The sequence below is a fragment of the Actinophytocola gossypii genome, from assembly GCF_025165815.1.
Lineage (GTDB): Bacteria > Actinomycetota > Actinomycetes > Mycobacteriales > Pseudonocardiaceae > Actinophytocola > Actinophytocola gossypii.
This window is the reverse complement of sequence record NZ_JAFFZE010000024.1, coordinates 15,828-32,764: the sequence shown is the minus strand read 5'-3', so window position 1 is coordinate 32,764 and position 16,937 is coordinate 15,828. Positions and strand designations below refer to the sequence as shown.

17 protein-coding genes, 3 tRNA genes and 1 pseudogene are annotated in these 16,937 nt (G+C 70.2%); 4 read left to right on the top strand and 17 right to left on the bottom strand.

Translation table 11 applies throughout. From position 1 onward, the window contains the following. The 4 genes from JT362_RS29575 to rplJ form a co-directional block, all read right to left on the bottom strand. Positions 1–795 carry an MlaE family ABC transporter permease gene (locus JT362_RS29575; RefSeq protein WP_260195130.1) on the bottom strand — a complete coding sequence of 265 codons (795 nt, stop codon included), beginning with the start codon at positions 793–795 and terminating at the stop codon, positions 1–3. Then, a complete protein-coding gene (locus tag JT362_RS29570; RefSeq protein WP_260195129.1) occupies positions 792–1,928 on the bottom strand; it encodes an ABC transporter ATP-binding protein in 1,137 nt (378 codons plus the stop codon). The genes JT362_RS29575 and JT362_RS29570 overlap by 4 nt, the downstream gene beginning before the upstream one ends. A gap of 147 nt (positions 1,929–2,075) precedes the next feature. Then, on the bottom strand, positions 2,076–2,468 hold the full coding sequence (gene rplL / locus JT362_RS29565; protein WP_260195128.1) for a 50S ribosomal protein L7/L12: 393 nt from the start codon (positions 2,466–2,468) through the stop codon (positions 2,076–2,078). A gap of 30 nt (positions 2,469–2,498) precedes the next feature. After that, positions 2,499–3,032, bottom strand: coding sequence for a 50S ribosomal protein L10 (rplJ, locus tag JT362_RS29560; RefSeq protein WP_260195127.1), 534 nt, complete (start codon positions 3,030–3,032; stop codon positions 2,499–2,501). Positions 3,033–3,285: 253 nt separating this feature from the next. Between rplJ and JT362_RS29555 the strand changes: the two genes are divergently transcribed. Both JT362_RS29555 and JT362_RS29550 read left to right on the top strand, forming a co-directional pair. After that, positions 3,286–4,128 (top strand): hypothetical protein, encoded by an 843-nt coding sequence (locus JT362_RS29555; protein WP_260195126.1) that lies wholly within the window; start codon positions 3,286–3,288, stop codon positions 4,126–4,128. A 100-nt stretch (positions 4,129–4,228) separates the two neighbouring features. After that, positions 4,229–5,122 (top strand): S1 family peptidase, encoded by an 894-nt coding sequence (locus JT362_RS29550; RefSeq protein WP_260195125.1) that lies wholly within the window; start codon positions 4,229–4,231, stop codon positions 5,120–5,122. Between the two features lie 189 nt (positions 5,123–5,311). Here the strand turns inward: JT362_RS29550 and rplA are convergent, their stop codons facing one another. From rplA to JT362_RS29525, 5 genes are all read right to left on the bottom strand, one after another. Further along, complete coding sequence (gene rplA, locus JT362_RS29545) at positions 5,312–6,031, bottom strand: 50S ribosomal protein L1 (protein WP_260195124.1); 720 nt, start codon at positions 6,029–6,031, stop codon at positions 5,312–5,314. A 62-nt stretch (positions 6,032–6,093) separates the two neighbouring features. Beyond that, the gene (gene rplK / locus JT362_RS29540) at positions 6,094–6,528 is read right to left on the bottom strand and encodes a 50S ribosomal protein L11 (RefSeq protein WP_260195123.1); all 435 of its coding nucleotides are present in this window, start codon (positions 6,526–6,528) and stop codon (positions 6,094–6,096) included. A 33-nt stretch (positions 6,529–6,561) separates the two neighbouring features. Next, entirely contained in the window at positions 6,562–7,437 is an 876-nt protein-coding gene (gene nusG, locus JT362_RS29535) for a transcription termination/antitermination protein NusG (protein ID WP_260195122.1), read from the bottom strand. Between the two features lie 63 nt (positions 7,438–7,500). Continuing rightward, entirely contained in the window at positions 7,501–7,959 is a 459-nt protein-coding gene (secE, locus tag JT362_RS29530) for a preprotein translocase subunit SecE (protein WP_260195121.1), read from the bottom strand. 42 nt (positions 7,960–8,001) lie between these two features. After that, positions 8,002–8,074, bottom strand: a tRNA-Trp gene (locus tag JT362_RS29525). 152 nt (positions 8,075–8,226) lie between these two features. On the opposite strand from JT362_RS29525, the gene JT362_RS29520 reads away from it, so the two are divergent. Together JT362_RS29520 and JT362_RS29515 are read left to right on the top strand one after the other, a co-directional pair. Continuing rightward, the gene (locus JT362_RS29520) at positions 8,227–9,444 is read left to right on the top strand and encodes a pyridoxal phosphate-dependent aminotransferase (RefSeq protein WP_260195120.1); all 1,218 of its coding nucleotides are present in this window, start codon (positions 8,227–8,229) and stop codon (positions 9,442–9,444) included. A gap of 245 nt (positions 9,445–9,689) precedes the next feature. Further along, positions 9,690–10,451, top strand: a complete 762-nt coding sequence (locus JT362_RS29515; protein WP_260195119.1) for an IclR family transcriptional regulator — start codon at positions 9,690–9,692, stop codon at positions 10,449–10,451. Positions 10,452–10,460: 9 nt separating this feature from the next. Here JT362_RS29515 and JT362_RS29510 read toward each other — a convergent pair whose 3' ends face one another. From JT362_RS29510 to JT362_RS29475, 8 genes and pseudogenes are all read right to left on the bottom strand, one after another. Beyond that, on the bottom strand, positions 10,461–10,862 hold the full coding sequence (locus JT362_RS29510; RefSeq protein WP_260195254.1) for a MaoC family dehydratase: 402 nt from the start codon (positions 10,860–10,862) through the stop codon (positions 10,461–10,463). Positions 10,863–10,867: 5 nt separating this feature from the next. Continuing rightward, a complete protein-coding gene (locus tag JT362_RS29505) occupies positions 10,868–11,317 on the bottom strand; it encodes an FAS1-like dehydratase domain-containing protein (protein ID WP_260195118.1) in 450 nt (149 codons plus the stop codon). Then, the gene (rpmG, locus tag JT362_RS29500; RefSeq protein ID WP_260195117.1) at positions 11,318–11,482 is read right to left on the bottom strand and encodes a 50S ribosomal protein L33; all 165 of its coding nucleotides are present in this window, start codon (positions 11,480–11,482) and stop codon (positions 11,318–11,320) included. A gap of 29 nt (positions 11,483–11,511) precedes the next feature. Then, positions 11,512–11,584 (bottom strand) — tRNA-Met (locus tag JT362_RS29495). Positions 11,585–11,774: 190 nt separating this feature from the next. Further along, positions 11,775–11,847, bottom strand: a tRNA-Thr gene (locus JT362_RS29490). A gap of 67 nt (positions 11,848–11,914) precedes the next feature. Continuing rightward, positions 11,915–14,551 carry a putative bifunctional diguanylate cyclase/phosphodiesterase gene (locus JT362_RS29485; RefSeq protein ID WP_260195116.1) on the bottom strand — a complete coding sequence of 879 codons (2,637 nt, stop codon included), beginning with the start codon at positions 14,549–14,551 and terminating at the stop codon, positions 11,915–11,917. Between the two features lie 161 nt (positions 14,552–14,712). Next, positions 14,713–15,669: pseudogene (locus JT362_RS29480) on the bottom strand (winged helix DNA-binding domain-containing protein). Between the two features lie 107 nt (positions 15,670–15,776). Beyond that, complete coding sequence (locus JT362_RS29475; RefSeq protein WP_260195115.1) at positions 15,777–16,931, bottom strand: type I restriction endonuclease; 1,155 nt, start codon at positions 16,929–16,931, stop codon at positions 15,777–15,779. Positions 16,932–16,937: the final 6 nt, after the last annotated feature.

The following is a 16,937-nucleotide window of genomic DNA, read 5'->3' as shown; positions in this document are numbered from 1 at the left end:
TCAGCTCCCCTTCGGCGGGACGACGGTCAGGTACACGGCGGTGAGCACGAAGTTCACCAGGAACAGCAGCAGGAACGTGATCACCACGGACTGGTTGACCGCGTCCCCGACGCCCTTCGGCCCGCCCTTGGGGTTCAGCCCGCGGTAGGCGGCGACGACCCCGGCGATGAAGCCGTAGATCAGTGCCTTGATCTCGCTGATCCACAGGTCCGGCAGCTGCGCGAGCGCGGAGAAGCTGGCCAGGTACGCGCCCGGCGTGCCGCCCTGCAGGACGACGTTGAAGAAGTAGCTGCCGAGCACGCCGACCACCGAGACGAGGCCGTTGAGCAGCACCGCGATCACCATCGCGGCCAGCACCCTCGGCACCACCAGCCGCTGGATCGGGTTGACGCCGAGCACCTGCATGGCGTCGATCTCCTCGCGGATGGTCCGCGCGCCCAGGTCGGCGCAGATCGCCGACCCGCCGGCGCCGGCCACCATCAGCGCGGTCACCAGCGGCGCGGCCTGCTGGATGATCGCCAGCACCGCGGCGGCGCCGATGAAGGACTCGGCGCCGAACTGGCGGATCAGGTTGCCCAGCTGCAACGCGACCACCGCGCCGAACGGGATCGCGACCAGCGCGGTCGGCAGGATCGTCACGCTGGCGATGAACCAGCACTGCTGGATGAACTCCCGGAACTGGAACGGCCGCCGGAAGGTCTGCACGATGACGTCCAGGCCCAGGGCGAACAGCCGGCCGGTCTGTCGGAGGGCGCCGGCTCCCGGGAAGGTGGCGGAGGTCGTGCCGGCTGTCATGGACCACCGCGCCAGTCGGACCTGGGCAGGTTCGCCACCTCGGTGTCCAGGGTGCCCTCCGCGGGCTGCCACTCCTGGTTCCTCGGTCGCGGACTGGGACGGCGGTTGCCCAGCGTGGCGTGGACGCCGGACTGGATGCCGTAGCGGTCGCGCTCCTCGGGGGTGAGGGAGTCGATGATCCCCTCCCGCGCGCTCGGCGGCAGGGTGTGCAGAATTTGCATCACCCGGTCCTTGCGGCGCCGGACCGCCTGGCGCTCCGGCAGGCCGGGCGTCGGCTCGACCTGGGGGACGACGCCGCGCACGTCGTCGGTGCCGCCGTCGTGGTGGCCGGCGTCGATGTGGGCCTGCTCGGCGGCCATGGTGGCCTCGTCCTTCTCCTCGGACATGCCGATCGGCCCGATCCGGCTGCCGTTCAGGAACTGCTTGACCGCCGGCTCGTCGCTGGTCAGCAGCACCTCGCGGGGCCCGAACATGACCAGCTCGCGGCGGAACAGCATGCCGATGTTGTCCGGCACCGTGCGCGCCAGGTTGATGTTGTGCGTGACGATCAGGATGGTGGCGTCGACCTGCGCGTTCAGGTCCATCAACAGCTGGGAGATGTAGGAGGTGCGGACCGGGTCGAGGCCGGAGTCCGGCTCGTCGACCAGGATGATCTCGGGGTCGAGCACGAGCGCGCGGGCCAGGCCGGCGCGTTTGCGCATGCCGCCGGAGATCTCCCCGGGGAGTTTCTTCTCCGCCCCGGTCAGCCCCACCATGTCGAGCTTCTCCAGCACGATCCGGCGGACTTCGGACTCGGACTTGCGGGTGTGCTCGCGCAGCGGGAACGCGGCGTTGTCGTAGAGGTTCATCGAGCCGAACAGGGCGCCGTCCTGGAACAGCACGCCGAACAGCTTGCGGATCTCGTAGAGCTTGCGCTCGGAGCAGGTGACGATGTCGACGCCGTTGATCTCGCACCGGCCGGCGTCCGGCTTGAGCAGGCCGATCATCGACTTGAGGAACACCGACTTGCCGGTACCCGACGGGCCGAGCATCGCGCTGACCTCACCCGGCGGCAACGTGAGTGAGACGTCCCGCCAGATGGTCTGCCGGCCGAAGGACTTCGTCAGACCCTCGACGACCACCTCGGCGCCCATCGAACCTCCTGCGACTTCCGGTTACACGTCGGTGCAACGAGCCAGGAGCCGAGAGGTTACTGCCCAGTTAAGTCCCCCGACCCTGGAAAGCGTTCAGGGCCGGCACCATAGCGGTACCGGCCCTGAACAGAGCAAATCAGCGTGCCGTCACTTGAGGGAGACGGTCGCGCCGGCGCCCTCCAGCTTCTCCTTGGCGGCGTCGGCGGCCTCCTTGGCGACCTTCTCCAGGACCGGCTTGGGCGCGCCCTCGACCAGCTCCTTGGCCTCCTTGAGGCCCAGGCCGGAGACGACCTCGCGGACGACCTTGATGACCTGGATCTTCTTGTCACCGGCGGCCTCGAGGACGACGTCGAACTCGTCCTGCTCCTCGGCGGCCGGGGCGCCGCCGTCGCCGCCCTGGACCGGGCCGGCGGCCACGGCCACCGGGGCCGCGGCGGTGACGTCGAAGGTCTCCTCGAACTGCTTCACGAAGTCCGAGAGCTCGAGGAGGGTCATCTCCTTGAACGCGTCGAGCAGCTCGTCCGTGCTCATCTTCGCCATGTCGGCGTTCCTTTCTCGAAAAGTGGGGTGTTAGCTCTCGGCGGGGGCCGCCTGCTCCTTCTTCTCCTGCAGAGCCGCGGCGAGACGGGCCACCTGGGACGCCGGCGCGTTGAACAGGCCGGCGGCCTTGGTGAGGTTGCCCTTCATGGCGCCCGCCAGCTTGGCGAGCAGCACCTCGCGGGAGTCGAGGTCGGCGATCTGGTCGACCTCGGCCACCGTCAGCGGCCGGCCGTCCATGTAGCCGCCCTTGACGACCAGGCCCTTGTTGTCCTTGGCGAAGTCGCGGATCGCCTTCGCGGCGTCCACGGGCTCGCCCTCGACGAACGCGATGGCGGTCGGGCCGACGAACAGGGCGTCCAGGCCCTTCACCTCGGCCTTCTCCGCCGCGCGCTTGACCAGGGTGTTCTTCGCGACCCGGTAGCTCGTCCCCGTGCCGAGAGCGCGACGCAAGGTGCTCAGCTGGGACACGGACAGGCCGCTGTACTCGGTGACAACGGCAGCCGAGCTGTTGCGGAACTTGTCCGCGATCTCAGCGACGGCCTCAACCTTGTCTGCCTTCGCCATGGTCGCCTCCTCTCTGTGGCGTGAACCGCCTGTCGAGGACCCCCGGAGACGACGAACGCCCCGGCGCGGGGGCACGGGGCGTGGGAGCGCGCTGGCGCTCGACAACCTCGTTCTCCCTGCGCGGGCCGCCCTGTCGGGAGCCTTCGTCCGCTTACGCGGAGACCAGCGGTCTTCGGTAGAACCGTCGACAAGAATACGTGGTGGTCGCGGCGCCGTTCCAACCACCCCCGCCTGGTACGGCATCATGGGAGCCGTGGCCGACAACTCGTACCCGCCGCCGGGTCCGCCCGGCGACGAGCCGACGCCACCGCGCGGCGAGCTGATCCTCCCGCCGCCGCAGCCGCCGGCCCAGCCGCCGGTGGCTCGGCAGCCGTCCGAGCCCGCGCCCCTGGATCCCGACGAGTTCCGGCAGTTCCAGGAGTTCAAGCAGTTCCAGGAGCTGATGCGCCAGCAGCGGGAGCAGGGCGTACCGCCCGGGCTGCCGCCGGGCTGGGGTCCGCCGCCCCGGCAGAACCCGGTCAAGCGGGCGCTGCGCGCGGTCGGCGGCAAGATCGCCACCGCGGTCATCGTGGTGCTGCTGCTCGTCGCCGCCGGGTACCTGGCCATCGACTACTTCCTCGGCGGCCCGCCGGCCCAGCCACCCGCCTCGCAGATCGGCGGCCGGCAGCAGGAGGGCACCCTGCTGTTCGAGGAGAACCCGCGCGCGGCCGTCCAACGGGTGTACGACGACGTGGCGCAGGGTGACCCGGAGTCCGCGTGCGGGCGCTTCACCGAGGAGGCCAGGGCCGACTTCGCCGAGCACTTCGCGAGCTACGGCGACACCTGCGAGGAGGTCGTCGCTGGCCTGAACGCCGAGGTCGTGCCCGGGCAGAAGTCCGAGTACGCGAACCCGGCGGAGATGACCTCGGTGACCAGGGGAACCACCACCGACTCGGTCACCGTCAGCTCCTGCACCATCGGTGTGCAGGGCGGTCCGCCGCTCGGCCGGATGACCGTCACCCGCGACTGGAACTCCAAGGGCACCAACCAGTGGATCGTCACCGCGCACGAGGCGGAGACGTGCACCGGCGTGCCCAGCGTCCCGACGACGTCCTGAACCGGCACCGCGTCCTCCTCGTATCGGTAGTGGGGCATCCCACTACCGAGGAGGTCGCGAAGTGCGCGCCAAACACCGTCCAACGAGCAGGAAAGGCCTGGTGGCCGGGGCTTCCGCGGTCGCGGTCGCGGCGCTGGTCGCCGTCCTGCTGCCGCAGGCCCAGGCCGAGCGGAACACGTCACCCGTGCCGAGGCCGTCGGACCGGGACATGGCGATGACCACGCTCAACCAGCTCCGGCAGGACCGCATCCCCGGCACCGCTTGGGCGGTCGACCCGAGGACGGACCGGATGATCGTCACCGCCGACGCCACGGTGACCGGCGACACCTGGGACGCCCTGGAGAGCACGGTCGACACGCTCGGCGAGGACACGGCCAAGCTGCGCCGCACACCCGGCGAGCTGAGCCTGTTCGCCGAGGGCGGCGACGCCATCTTCGCCGGCGGCGGGCGCTGCTCGCTCGGCTTCAACGTCGTCACCGGCGACGGCACCCCTGGCTTCCTGACCGCCGGGCACTGCGGCGTGATCGCCGACGAGTGGTCGGACTCGCCGGATGGCGCCCCGATCGGCACCGTGCGGGACGCCGTGTTCCCCGGCGAGGGCGACTTCGCCCTGCTGACCTACGACGACCCGGCCGTCGACGCACCCAGCGCCGTCGACCTGGGCGACGGCGAGCTGTTCCCGATCGAGGAGGCCGCCGACGCGGAGATCGGCAGGCGGGTGTTCCGGATGGGCAGCACGACCGGCCTGTTCGACGGCGAGGTCACCGGCCTGGAGGCCACCGTGAACTACCCGGAGGGCACCGTCACCGGCCTGATCCAGACCACGGTGTGCGCCGAGCCAGGCGACAGCGGCGGCCCGCTGTTCACCGAGAACGGCGAGGCCGTCGGCCTCACCTCCGGCGGCGCCGGCAACTGCACCACCGGCGGCGTCACCTTCTTCCAGCCGGTGACCACCGCCCTGGCCGCCGTCGACGCCCAGATCCTCCCCCAGTAAACCCCGCGAGTCGTACGCTCCCGTCCGGCGAGCCGTACGCTCCCGTCCGGCGAGCCGTACGCTCCCGGAACGTACGACTCGCGCGACCGGAACGTACGACTCGCGCGACGGGACGGTACGACTCGCGGATAGTGGAACGGCGCCCCACGAGGTTGTCCTCGCGGGGCGCCGTTTCGCGTGTGTGCTGGGTCAGGCGACGGGCTCGTCGGCCAGCATGTTGCGGGTGCGGGCCGGGTCGACCGGGATGCCGGGGCCCATGGTGGTGGAGAAGGTGACCTTCTTGAGGTAGCGGCCCTTCGCGGCGGAGGGCTTGGCGCGGAGGACCTCGTCGAGGGCGGCCGCGTAGTTCTCGACCAGCTTCTCCTGGTCGAAGGAGGCCTTGCCGATCACCAGGTGCAGGTTCGACTGCTTGTCCACCCGGAAGTTGATCTTGCCGCCCTTGATGTCGGCGACGGCCTTGGTGACGTCCGGGGTCACGGTGCCGGTCTTCGGGTTCGGCATCAGGCCGCGCGGGCCGAGGATGCGCGCGATGCGGCCGACCTTCGCCATCTGGTCGGGGGTCGCGATCGCGGCGTCGAAGTCGAGCCAGCCACCCTGGATACGCTCGATCAGGTCCTCGGCGCCGACCTCGTCCGCACCCGCGGCGACGGCCTCGTTGGCCTTGTCACCGGTGGCGAACACGATCACGCGCGCGGTCTTGCCGGTGCCGTGCGGCAGGTTCACCGTGCCGCGCACCATCTGGTCCGCCTTGCGGGGGTCGACCCCGAGCCGGATGGCGACCTCGACGGTCGCGTCCAGCTTCACCCGGGACGTCTCCTTGGCGAGCTTCGCGGCCTCGAGCGGCGAGTACAGCCGGTCGCGGTCGACCAGCTCGGAGGCCTGACGGTAGGCCTTGCTGCGCTTTGCCATGTCTGATTCCAATCAGGAAGTGGTAGCGGGCCGCGCCCGGCCCTCCCACGCGTTCTGGTTACTCAGTCGCCGACGGTCAGACCCATCGACCGGGCGGTGCCGGCGATGATCTTGGCCGCCTGGTCGACGTCGTTGGCGTTGAGGTCCGCCTTCTTCGTCTCGGCGATCTCGCGCACCTGGTCCCAGGTCACCTTGCCGACCTTGTTGCGGTGCGGCTCGCCGCTGCCCTTGTCCACACCAGCGGCCTTGAGCAGCAGCTTCGCCGCCGGCGGGGTCTTGAGCTTGAAGTCGAACGAGCGGTCCTCGTACACGGAAATCTCGACCGGGACCACAGTGCCCCGCTGCGACTCGGTCGCGGCGTTGTACTGCTTGCAGAAGTCCATGATGTTGACGCCGTGCTGACCCAGCGCGGGACCCACCGGGGGCGCCGGGTTGGCCTGGCCTGCCGTGATCTGCAACTTGATGATCGCGGACAGCTTCTTCTTCTTGGGTGGCATTTCTATCCCTGCTCGATTACGTGTCTGCGTTCGTCAGATCTTCGAGACCTGGTTGAACGACAGCTCGACCGGCGTCTCCCGGCCGAAGATCGACACCAGCACCTTGAGCTTCTGCCCGTCGGCGTTGACCTCGCTGATGGTCGCGGGCAGCGTGGCGAACGGGCCGTCCATGACGGTGACCGACTCGCCGACCTCGAAGTCGACCTCGACCGCGGGACCCTTGGCCGGCGCGGCCGCCGCGCCCTTCCCGGCCGCCGCCGGCTTGGCCTCCTCCACCTGCGGAAGGAGGAACTTCAGCACCTCGTCGATGGTCAGCGGCGACGGCTTGGACGTCGCGCCGACGAAGCCGGTGACCCCGGGGGTGTTGCGCACGGCGGACCAGGACGGGTCGTTCAGGTCCATCCGGACGAGGATGTAGCCGGGCAGCACCTTGCGCTGGACCTGCTTGCGCTGGCCGTTCTTGATCTCGGTGACCTCTTCCGTCGGCACCTCGACCTGGAAGATGTAGTCCTCCATGTCCAGGGTCTGGATTCGGGTCTCGAGGTTGGTCTTGACCTTGTTCTCGTAGCCGGCGTAGGAGTGCACGACGTACCAGTCGCCCGGCGCCCGGCGCAGCGCGTCGCGCATCTCGGCGACCGGGTCGGCCGGCTCCTCCTCGGCCTCCTCCACCGCGACATCGGTGTCGGCGTCCTCGACGTCGTCGGCCGGGGTGTCCTCGGCCGCCTCGTCGGACGTGTCGTCGGCGACGACCTCGGCCGTGTCCTCGGTGGTGTACGCAGCGGGCTCGTCGGCCTGCGCCTCGGTGTCCCCGACCGCGTCCTCCGCCGTGTCGGCCGTGTCGTCGACGCGCAGCGCCGCCTCGGCCTCGTCGAGGGTGGTCGGCTCCTGGCTGCCGTTCTCGGAGCTCACTGTTCGGTCTCGCTTCCTTTCATCGATAACGCGCCCGATGTCACGTGGCCGCGAACGCGCGGCTCAGCCGAACAGCGCGGACACGCCCTGGGAGAGCGCGAGGTCCAGCCCCGCGATCAGGGCAACCATGAAGGCCACGAAAACCAACACGACAGCCGTGTACGTGATCATCTGCTTGCGGGTGGGCCAGATGACCTTGCGGAGCTCGGCCACCACCTCGCGCAGGAACCGGGCGATCCGCGCGAACAGGCCGGGCTGCTCCTTGCGGTCCCGTGACGGCGTCGGCCGGCCCTTGTGCTCGCCGGTCTTGCGCTCGCCGCCCTTGCTCTTCGGCCGCGGCCGGGACTTGTCGTCGGCCTTGGCCTCGGCCTTGTCCGACTTCTTGTCGCCGGCTTGCGCGGCGTCCTTGCGCGCGGCGGGGCGAGCGGACGCGCGGCGTTCCCGCCGTGCGGCGGCGGTGACCGGACGAGACGGGCGCTCCTGTCCCTTGTCCCGATCCTTGTCGCGGTCGTCGTCAACCACGCCAGTTCCTCCGCTCGATGGATCTCGCACCTTGCGCTGACGCAGGGGTGACAGGACTTGAACCTGCAACCTGCGGTTTTGGAGACCGCTGCTCTGCCAATTGAGCTACACCCCTATTGGACGCAGTCGACCCACCCCACTGTCCCTCGTGGGGCTGGTCGACAACTTCCAAGTTCAAGAGTGTACGGCAAGCGTCCGCACGCCCCGCAACCGCGCCCTCCCGAGGCCGCGATGACGTCCATCCGGCCGATCTGCGACGATTCCCCCATGGTCGCAGACAGCACTGTCACCAGGATCTCCGCGCGGATCGGCGGCATCGCCGAGTCCGCCACGCTCGCTGTGGACGCCAAGGCCAAGGCTCTCAAGGCGGCCGGGCGACCGGTCATCGGCTTCGGCGCGGGCGAGCCGGACTTCCCGACCCCGCCCGCCATCGTGGAGGCGGCGATCGAGGCCGCCAAGGACCCGCGCAACCACCGCTACACGCCCGCCGCCGGCCTGCCCGAGCTGCGCGAGGCGATCGCGGCCAAGACCGCGCGGGACAGCGGCTACGAGGTGCTGCCCGGCCAGGTGCTGGTCACCAACGGCGGCAAGCAGGCCGTCTACCAGGCCTTCGCCACCCTGCTCGACCCGGGCGACGAGGTGCTGCTGCCGGCGCCGTACTGGACCACCTACCCCGAGTCGATCGCGCTCGCCGGCGGCGTCGCGGTGCCGGTGGTGACCGACGAGTCCACCGGCTACCTGGTGTCGGTCGAGCAGCTGGAGGCGGCCCGCACCCCGCGCACGAAGGTGCTGCTGTTCTGCAGCCCGTCCAACCCGACCGGCGCGGTCTACCCGCGCGAGCAGGTGGAGGCGATCGGCCGCTGGGCGCTGGAGCACGGCATCTGGGTGATCACCGACGAGATCTACGAGCACCTGACCTACGACGGCGTCGAGGCCGCGTCGATGCCGGTGGTCGTGCCGGAGCTGGCGAACACCTGCATCGTGGTGAACGGGGTCGCCAAGACGTACGCGATGACCGGCTGGCGGGTCGGCTGGATGATCAGCCCGGCGGACGTCACCAAGGCGGCCGGCAACCTGCAGTCCCACCTGTCGTCGAACGTGGCGAACGTGTCCCAGCGCGCGGCCCTGGCCGCCGTCGCCGGCCCGCTCGACGCGGCGCACGAGATGCGCGAGGCGTTCGACCGCAGGCGGCGCACGATCGTGAAGCTGCTGTCGGAGATCCCCGGCGTCGACGTGCCGACCCCGCAGGGCGCGTTCTACGCCTACCCGTCGGTGAAGAACCTGCTGGGCAAGGAGATCCGCGGGACCCGCGTGGAGACCAGCGTCGACCTGGCGGCGGCGGTCCTGGAGCACGCCGAGGTGGCCGTGGTTCCCGGCGAGGCGTTCGGCACGCCCGGCTACTTCCGCCTGTCCTACGCCCTCGGTGACGAGGACCTCGCCACCGGCGTCACCCGCATGGGGGACCTGCTGCGCGAGGCCCGGTAGGCCAAGTGCCCTGAACGGCACCGTCGACACCGTCGGCGCCGTTCAGGGCGTTTCCGGCGGGGTCCGGGCCGGCGTCCGGTGTGTCCTGCTGTGTGTCCGAGGTGTCTCCGAGGTGTCTCCGCGGTGTCTCCGTTGTGCGGAGTCGCCCGAACACGAGCAACATGTGCTTCGAGGCTCGCATCGGTGCCGCGCGCGCGGAAGCGGCAAGTTTTCAGATGGCGACAATCCTCGCGGGACGGTGACGGATGCGCGAACGAGTGCCAGAGCCGTCCGACCTCGTCCGCTCGGTGTCCAGGGCCTTCCGGATCCTCGAGGAGGTCGGTGCCGAACCCGGTCCGCTGACCGTCAAGGCGATCGCCCGGCGCTGCTCGCTGAACCTCTCCACGACCTACCACCTGGTGCGCACCCTCACCTACGAGGGCTACCTGGTGCGTGACCAGGACGGCCGGTACGACCTCGGCTCGGCGGTGGCGCTCCGGTTCCACGACCTGCAGGCGTCGTTCGGCCAGCCGCCGGAGGCGCGGGAGGTGCTGCGGCACCTGTCGGCGACCACGCGCCGCACGGCCTACCTCGCGCGGATCGTGGCGGGGCGGGTGGTGATCACCGACCTGGTGGAGGGCCCGGAGTCGCCGTACCTGGAGGACCTCGAGGTCGGCCTGAACGTCGCCGCGCACGCGACCGCGCTGGGCAAGGTGCTGCTCGCCTCGCTCCCCCGCGCCCGGCGGATGGCGTACCTGGCCGAGCAGGGCATGCGCCGGTTCACCGCGCGCACGGTGGTCGATCTGGACGAGCTGGAGACCGAGCTGGCCGGCGTGTACGCGGGCCGGCCGGTGCTGGAGCACGGCCAGTTCCGCGACGGGGTCTCCTGCGTGGGGGCGCTGGCACGCCGGCGCACGGACGCATGGGCGGTGGTCGCCTCGACCCGGGCGGAGGAGCTCCCGCCGGAACTCATCTGGCACACCAAGCGCGCGGCGGCGGACCTCACGGAGGCCTGCGGAGTGCCCTGAAGGTGACCCTCAGGGCAGTCGGACGACCGCGACGGCCTTGCCGAGGACTGCCTTGCCGTCGAACTTGGCGGTGATGTCGACGCGGGCGGTGCCGTCCTCGCGGACCTCGCGGACCTTGCCGGTCAGCTCGACACACGCGCCGGTGTCGTCGTTGGGCACGATCACGGGCCGGATGAAGCGGGCGCCGTACTCGATCAGCGCGCCGGGGTCGCCGAGCCAGTCGGTGACCAGCCGGCCGGCGAGGGCCATGGTCAGCATCCCGTGCGCGATCACACCGGGCAGGCCCACCTCGTCGGCGACCTTCTCGTTCCAGTGGATCGGGTTGAAGTCGAGCGACGCGCCGGCGTAGCGGACCAGGTCGGCCCGGGTGATCCGGACGGAGAGGGGCGGCAGCTCGGTACCCACGGCGATCTCGGTCACTCCGGCCCCCGCACGACCAGCTGCGCGCGCGCGACGACGACCCGTTCGCCGTCGACGGTGTCCACGTCGACCCGGAGGTTGAGGAAGTCGTTGCCGGCGCGGTTCATGATCCCGTCGATGTGGGTGACCACGGTCAGCCGGTCACCGGCCCGCACCGGGCGCTCGTGGGTGAACGACATGTCCCCGTGCACCATGCGGTCGTAGTCGAGCCCGAGCTCCGGGTCGTTGACCAGGGATTCGAGGGAGAACTTGCCGAACAGGATGGTGGCGAAGGTCGGCGGGGCGATCACGTCCGGGTACCCGGCCGCCTCGGCGGCCTCGACGTCCCGGTACATCGGGTTCGGGTCGCCGATGGCGTCCGCGAACTCCCTGATCTTGGCCCGCCCGACCTCGTAGGCCTCCGTGCGCGGGTACGCGTGACCCGCGTACGACGGGTCCAACGGCACCTAGCGGGTTTCCTTGTGCGTGCGGTGCGTGCCGCAGTTCGGGCAGAACTTCTTCATCTCCAAGCGGTCCGGGTCGTTGCGCCGGTTCTTCTTGGTGATGTAGTTGCGGTGCTTGCACTCCTCGCACGCCAAGGTGATCTTCGGTCGTACGTCGCTGCCAGCCACGGCCTTGCCTCTCTCTCCTGCGTAACGCGTAGCGGTGGCCGGACTTGAACCGGCGACACAGCGATTATGAGCCGCTTGCTCTACCGACTGAGCTACACCGCCATACCCAACCCGATGGACCCAGAACCCAACGGACACGGTCCCCTTCAACCGCACCACATCCGGGCAACCGCACCACATCCGGGGGTCCAGGGGGCTTGCCCCCTGGCTGGGGCCTGGGGGCTCGGCCCCCAGAATAACAGCGAGCAAGCCAGGTCCACGCCGCAGCGTGGACACACCTCTCCCACTTGCGAGCCCCAATACGGAATCGAACCGTAGACCTTCTCCTTACCATGGAGACGCTCTGCCGACTGAGCTATTGGGGCGTGCTCTTCCCGCTTGAGCCGAGATGACTGTACATGGCCCGGGTCGAGGCCCGAAGCAGGGGGTCCCCTACGACAGCAGGGTCAGCACGGTCTCGTCCCGCAGTCCTCTGGCCTGGGCGGTCCTGGCCCGCAACCACGCCTCCAGCCGGTCCTCCGACAGCGGCCGGGAGATCAGGTAGCCCTGCGCCACGTCGCATCCCATCGCGGCCAGCTGGTCCCGGGCGGTGTCCTCCTCGACGCCCTCCGCGACCACGACCAGCCCGAGCGAGTGACCCAGCTCCACGATCGAGCGAACGACCGCCAGGTCGCCGAGATCGCTGCCCATGCCGAACACGAAGCTCTTGTCGATCTTCACCTCGTCCACCGGGAGCTGGCGCAGGTAGGCCAGCGACGAGTACCCGGTGCCGAAGTCGTCGACCGCCAGTACGACGCCGAGCGTGTGCAGCCCGCGCAGCACCGGCAGCGCCCGCTGCGGGTCGGCCATCACGCCGGACTCGGTGAGCTCGAGCGTCAGCAGCTCCGGCGGCACCCGGTGCCGCTCCAGCGCGCCGGCCACCAGCTCCGGGAAGTCCAGGTTCGCCAGGCTCCGCACGGACAGGTTGACCGCGACGCCGATCCGCAGGCCCCGGTCCATCCACGCCCGGATCCGCACGAGCGCCTTGTCGAGCACGAAGTCGGTCAGCGCGTCGACCAGCCCGGCGGCCTCGACGGCCGGAACGAACTCGTCCGGGTCGAGCCGGCCGAACTCCGGGTGCACCCAGCGCACCAGCGCCTCCACCCCGAGCACCTCGCGGCTGGGCAGCGCCACCTTCGGCTGGTAGTGCACGCTGACCTGCCCGGTCTCCAGCGCCTGCCGGAACTGGGTGACCAGCTGGAACCGGCGCAGGAACATCTGCCCCATGCTCGGCGCGTAGGCCCGCACCCGGTCGCCGCCACTGCGCGCGGCCCGCAGCGCCACGTCCGCGCGCTTGAGCAGCTCGTCGACGTCCGGCTCGACGCCGGCGCCGTCCCGCGGGGCGCCAGCGGCGTCGGAGAACACCACCCCTTCGGACGTCGCCGGGGACGAGTAGCCGACGACCACGCCGGCCTCGACGGTCAGCCGGTCCACCGGGTAGGGCACGGACAGGCTGGCCACGAGCAGCTCGGCGACCTCGTGCGCGCGCTCGAAGTCGGCGCCGACGAGCAGCGCGGCGAACGCGCCGCCCTCGAGCCGGGCCAACGGGGTGTCCTCGCCGAGCGCGTCCCGCAGGCGGCGCCCGGCGGCGATCGTGATCCGGTCGTACCAGGCGTAGCCGAGGGCGTCGCTGATCGCGGGCTGCACCTCGAGGTCGACGCGCAGCACCACCGAGCCGGGGTGGGTGGCGAGCAGCTCGGTGGCGAGCTGGCGGAAGCCGGGCCGGTTGTGCAGGCCGGTGAGCGGGTCGTGGTAGGCGTCGTGCCGCAGCGTGGCGAGCAGCCGGCGGTTGTCCAGTGCGGTGGCGAGGTGGCTGGCGGTGGTGCCGATCATCCGCAGGTCGGCCTGGCCGAAGCCGCGCCAGCGGGACAGCTTGTCGTGCGCCTCGACGACGCCGAGCAGGTGGCTGGCGCTGCGCAGCGGGACGACCAGGGCCTCCTGGGCGCCGCGCTGGACGAGCGCGTGCCGGATCTCGGGCAGGGCGTCGAGGCGGCGGAAGTGCCGGACGTGGGAGCCGGGGAGCCGCAGCAGCGCGTCGGCCCGCTCGGCCGGCTCCGGCTCGGCCGGCAGCTCGTCCCCGGCGACGACGGTGTGCATCGGGGCCTGCGGGTCGAACCGCAGCCGCAGCACGACGCGGGCGGCACCGAGTTGGTCCCGGATCCGGTTGGCGACGCCGAGCCAGTCGTCGGTGCGGACCGCGGTGGCGGCGTCCTGCCCGGTGGCCGGCCGGGCGGCCGCGCGCCGGCCGGAGCGCGCGACGATCAGGCTGACCTCGGACAGGGCTTCGAGGTCGCGCTGTTCGCGGAGGAGGCCGGAGTAGGCGAAGTAGAGCGCCCAGACGCCGGCGAGCAGGGCCAGCACGAGCGGCCAGCCGTAGGCGACGTTGGTGGCGACCTCGTAGCCGACGACGCCGACCGAGGCGTTGACCAGGCCGAGGACGAGGGTGCGCGAGACGAGCCGGGTGGCGGCGCCGAACCGCATGCGGCGGCCGAGGATGTGCACGGCGAGCAGGGCGAGCAGGGTGCTGGCGACGGGTGCGCTCAACGCGCCGGTGAAGGCCGCGAGCCAGCGGGGTCCGGTGCCCTGCAGTGCGGAGCCGACGACCGTGAAGACGGAGAAGGCGGCGGTGATCTCCAGGATCTCCGCGCCCGTGTTGTAGAGGACGCGGTCCTGCACGCGCCGGGCGAGCAGCGTGCCGACGCCCGCGATGAGGTGCGCCGCCAGCACGACCTGGAAGGGCGCGACGAACAGCCCGATGGCGAGCGGGATCTCGGTGAAGGAGATGGTCCAGGAGACCCCGCCGCGGACGTCGATGTTGACCGAGACCTGCTCGACGACCAGGAAGGCGAGGACGAGCAGGAGCCCGATCCCGATGAGGTCGGCGGAGGGGGTGAGCGGCAGCCACCAGGAGACGAGCAGCGCGGCGGCGACGCTGATGACGAGGACGAGGACGGAGAACTGCCCGAAGCGCCGGTCGACCGTGGGGTCCGGTTGGAGGTCGGGGACGCGCTCGTGGGCCGTGTCGGGCATGCACTCTCCTCGGCCGTCCGGGCGACAACCAGGTCAGGTAACTGCTCGCACAGTGACGAAGTCACCCGAACGGGCGCGTCACGGTCGCGTTACTGTACCCCGTTCGAGCGAAGAATCCGACTGTGCTAAGAGGACATCACTACCGAAACTCGAGCACGGACTCAGCTGGTCGAGGTTCGCACCCCGAGGAATCGTCCGAGGTCAACCACCTCGTTACCGATTGCGCCGGAAATCTTCCGCCAAACGTCGAGTTCAACGCGAAGAACGTCACCCTTGACGTGGCTCCGCCAGGTTCCGACCACGAGCCCGCCGTGCACGACGGCCGGCATCACGAACCCCCCACCAGCCTGTATCCGGTTCGCGAACGGGTTCGGCACCGCCAACTCCCGCCCCCGGTACCCGAGCAGATAGGCGTCGAAGTGCCCCACCAGCCGGACGGTTGAGGTGTCATCTATCTCACCCTCCGCCTTCAGCACGAACGCCTCCCGCCCGTCCGCGTCGACGGTCTCGGTGAGATCCCCGATCGCCGCCAGCACCCGCCGGGCCCACGTGACCGGCGGCCCCGACCAGGCGCCGAGATCCCCGGCGGTGGCCGGCGCGTAGCCCGCGAGGTACCGCCGAGCCAGCGTCGCCAACGCCTCGTCCGGCTCGACACGCGGAAGGCGGCCCATCAGTACGTAGGTCGGCTCGTCGTTCGCCGTGTCCGGCCCTCGGCAGACGAGGCCCACGTTCGCCCCCCAGGCCAGCAGGTCAGCGGGCGCCTGACCAGTCGGATCCAGCTCGACCCCGCACTCGCGGAGTCGCTCCACCAGCACCCCCCGAGTGGTCGGCTCGCCGAGGACGGTCTCCAACGCCGTAGCCGCCCGCTCCAGCAAGGCGTCGTCGAGCCCCGACCGCCGGCGCCGCGGCGCTCCCCGCGCCGCGAAGTAGCTCCCAACCGCCGCGTGCACCCAGGCAGGTCATCGACGGCGACCAATGTGCAGCGTCCCCCGCATCGCCCAGGTCCGCACCACGCAGCGGCTTTGAACGGCAGCACCCACGTTCCCCGCCGTCAACCCCGAACTCCGCCCCCAAACCCCGAGCCGGTTCGCCCGAACGTCCTGCGCCTGCAACCCCACCACCCGCCGCACCACACCACCGACGGAAGAAGCCCGCTCCACCCCCAGCCCCTGCCGAGCCACCCGAGCCCGCCGAACCTGATCAGCACCCAACCGCCGCACGTGGCTCAGGCTGTCACAACCGACTCCGACCCCTCGGTGACGACGTCGATCACGCCGGGTTTGGTGAGGTACCGGACAACCGTCTTCCGCAGGTACTCGGCATGTCGGTAGATGTCCTCGACGTCGTCGATGGGGATGCGGGTCTCGACCTTGTTCTCGTCGAACACGCCGAGGTACTTCTTCGACCGGTTGAGCCAGAGCCGCGCGATCGGCTTGCGGTTGTTGTCGTCGAGCAGCACGCCGCAGTAGGTCTTCGTGTCCCGTGCTACCACTCGGGATACCGGTACCTCGCTGCAGACGATCGCTCGGACGATCCGGTAGCCCTCGATCTCGTCGTCGGTGGTGACGATGTCACCGTTGGTCTCGACCGGCTCCGGGCTCTGCTCCTCGGCCGGCGCCGGTTCCACCTCCGATGAACCGCTGGACACGGTGACGTACGCGTCCGGGCCGCCAAGGGCGTTCTTGAGGCGGTCGTTCACCTGCTCGTTCAAAAACTGCCGGGTGGCCTTGGCGACCAGGGGAACGAACTGTTCGCGCACCCGCTGGGTGAACGACCCATCGTAGACCCGCGTCGTCAGGAACTTGACCCATTCGTCCTCTGGCTGTTTGAACTGTGCGGCGAGCACCCGCTTGAGCTGACCGATGTACTTCAACTCGCCGGCGGCACTGATCACCGAGTCAAGGTCGAAGGACTCCTTGGTGAGTTTCGCGAGCTCCGGCAGCAAGGTCTCGTCGAGAGCGGAGAAATCGAGTACGAGAAAGGGTTTCGCGTCCATCCGGTTCGGCGCGTCGAGGTCGGTGTAGAACTGATAGACCTCGCCGTTGGTCAGAATCGCGATGCGGGCGTTGGTCACCGCGAAATAGCGGAAGAGTTGAGAAGCGTGCTCGATCCGAAGGGGATCGTTGACCTTCTTCACCTCGACGAGCAGCTGGATCTTCCCGTCGTGGGCTACGGCGTAGTCGATCTTCTCGCCCTTCTTGAGCCCCACGTCCGCGGTGAACTCCGGGATGACCTCGGCCGGATTGAAGACGTCGTACCCGAGAACGGTGCTGATGAACGGCATGACGAAGGCGTTCTTGGTCGCCTCCTCGGTCTCGATGCCGGCTTTCTGCTTCCGCAGCTTCAACGCCAACGCCTGCGTCCGCTCGGCGATGTCCATCTCGAC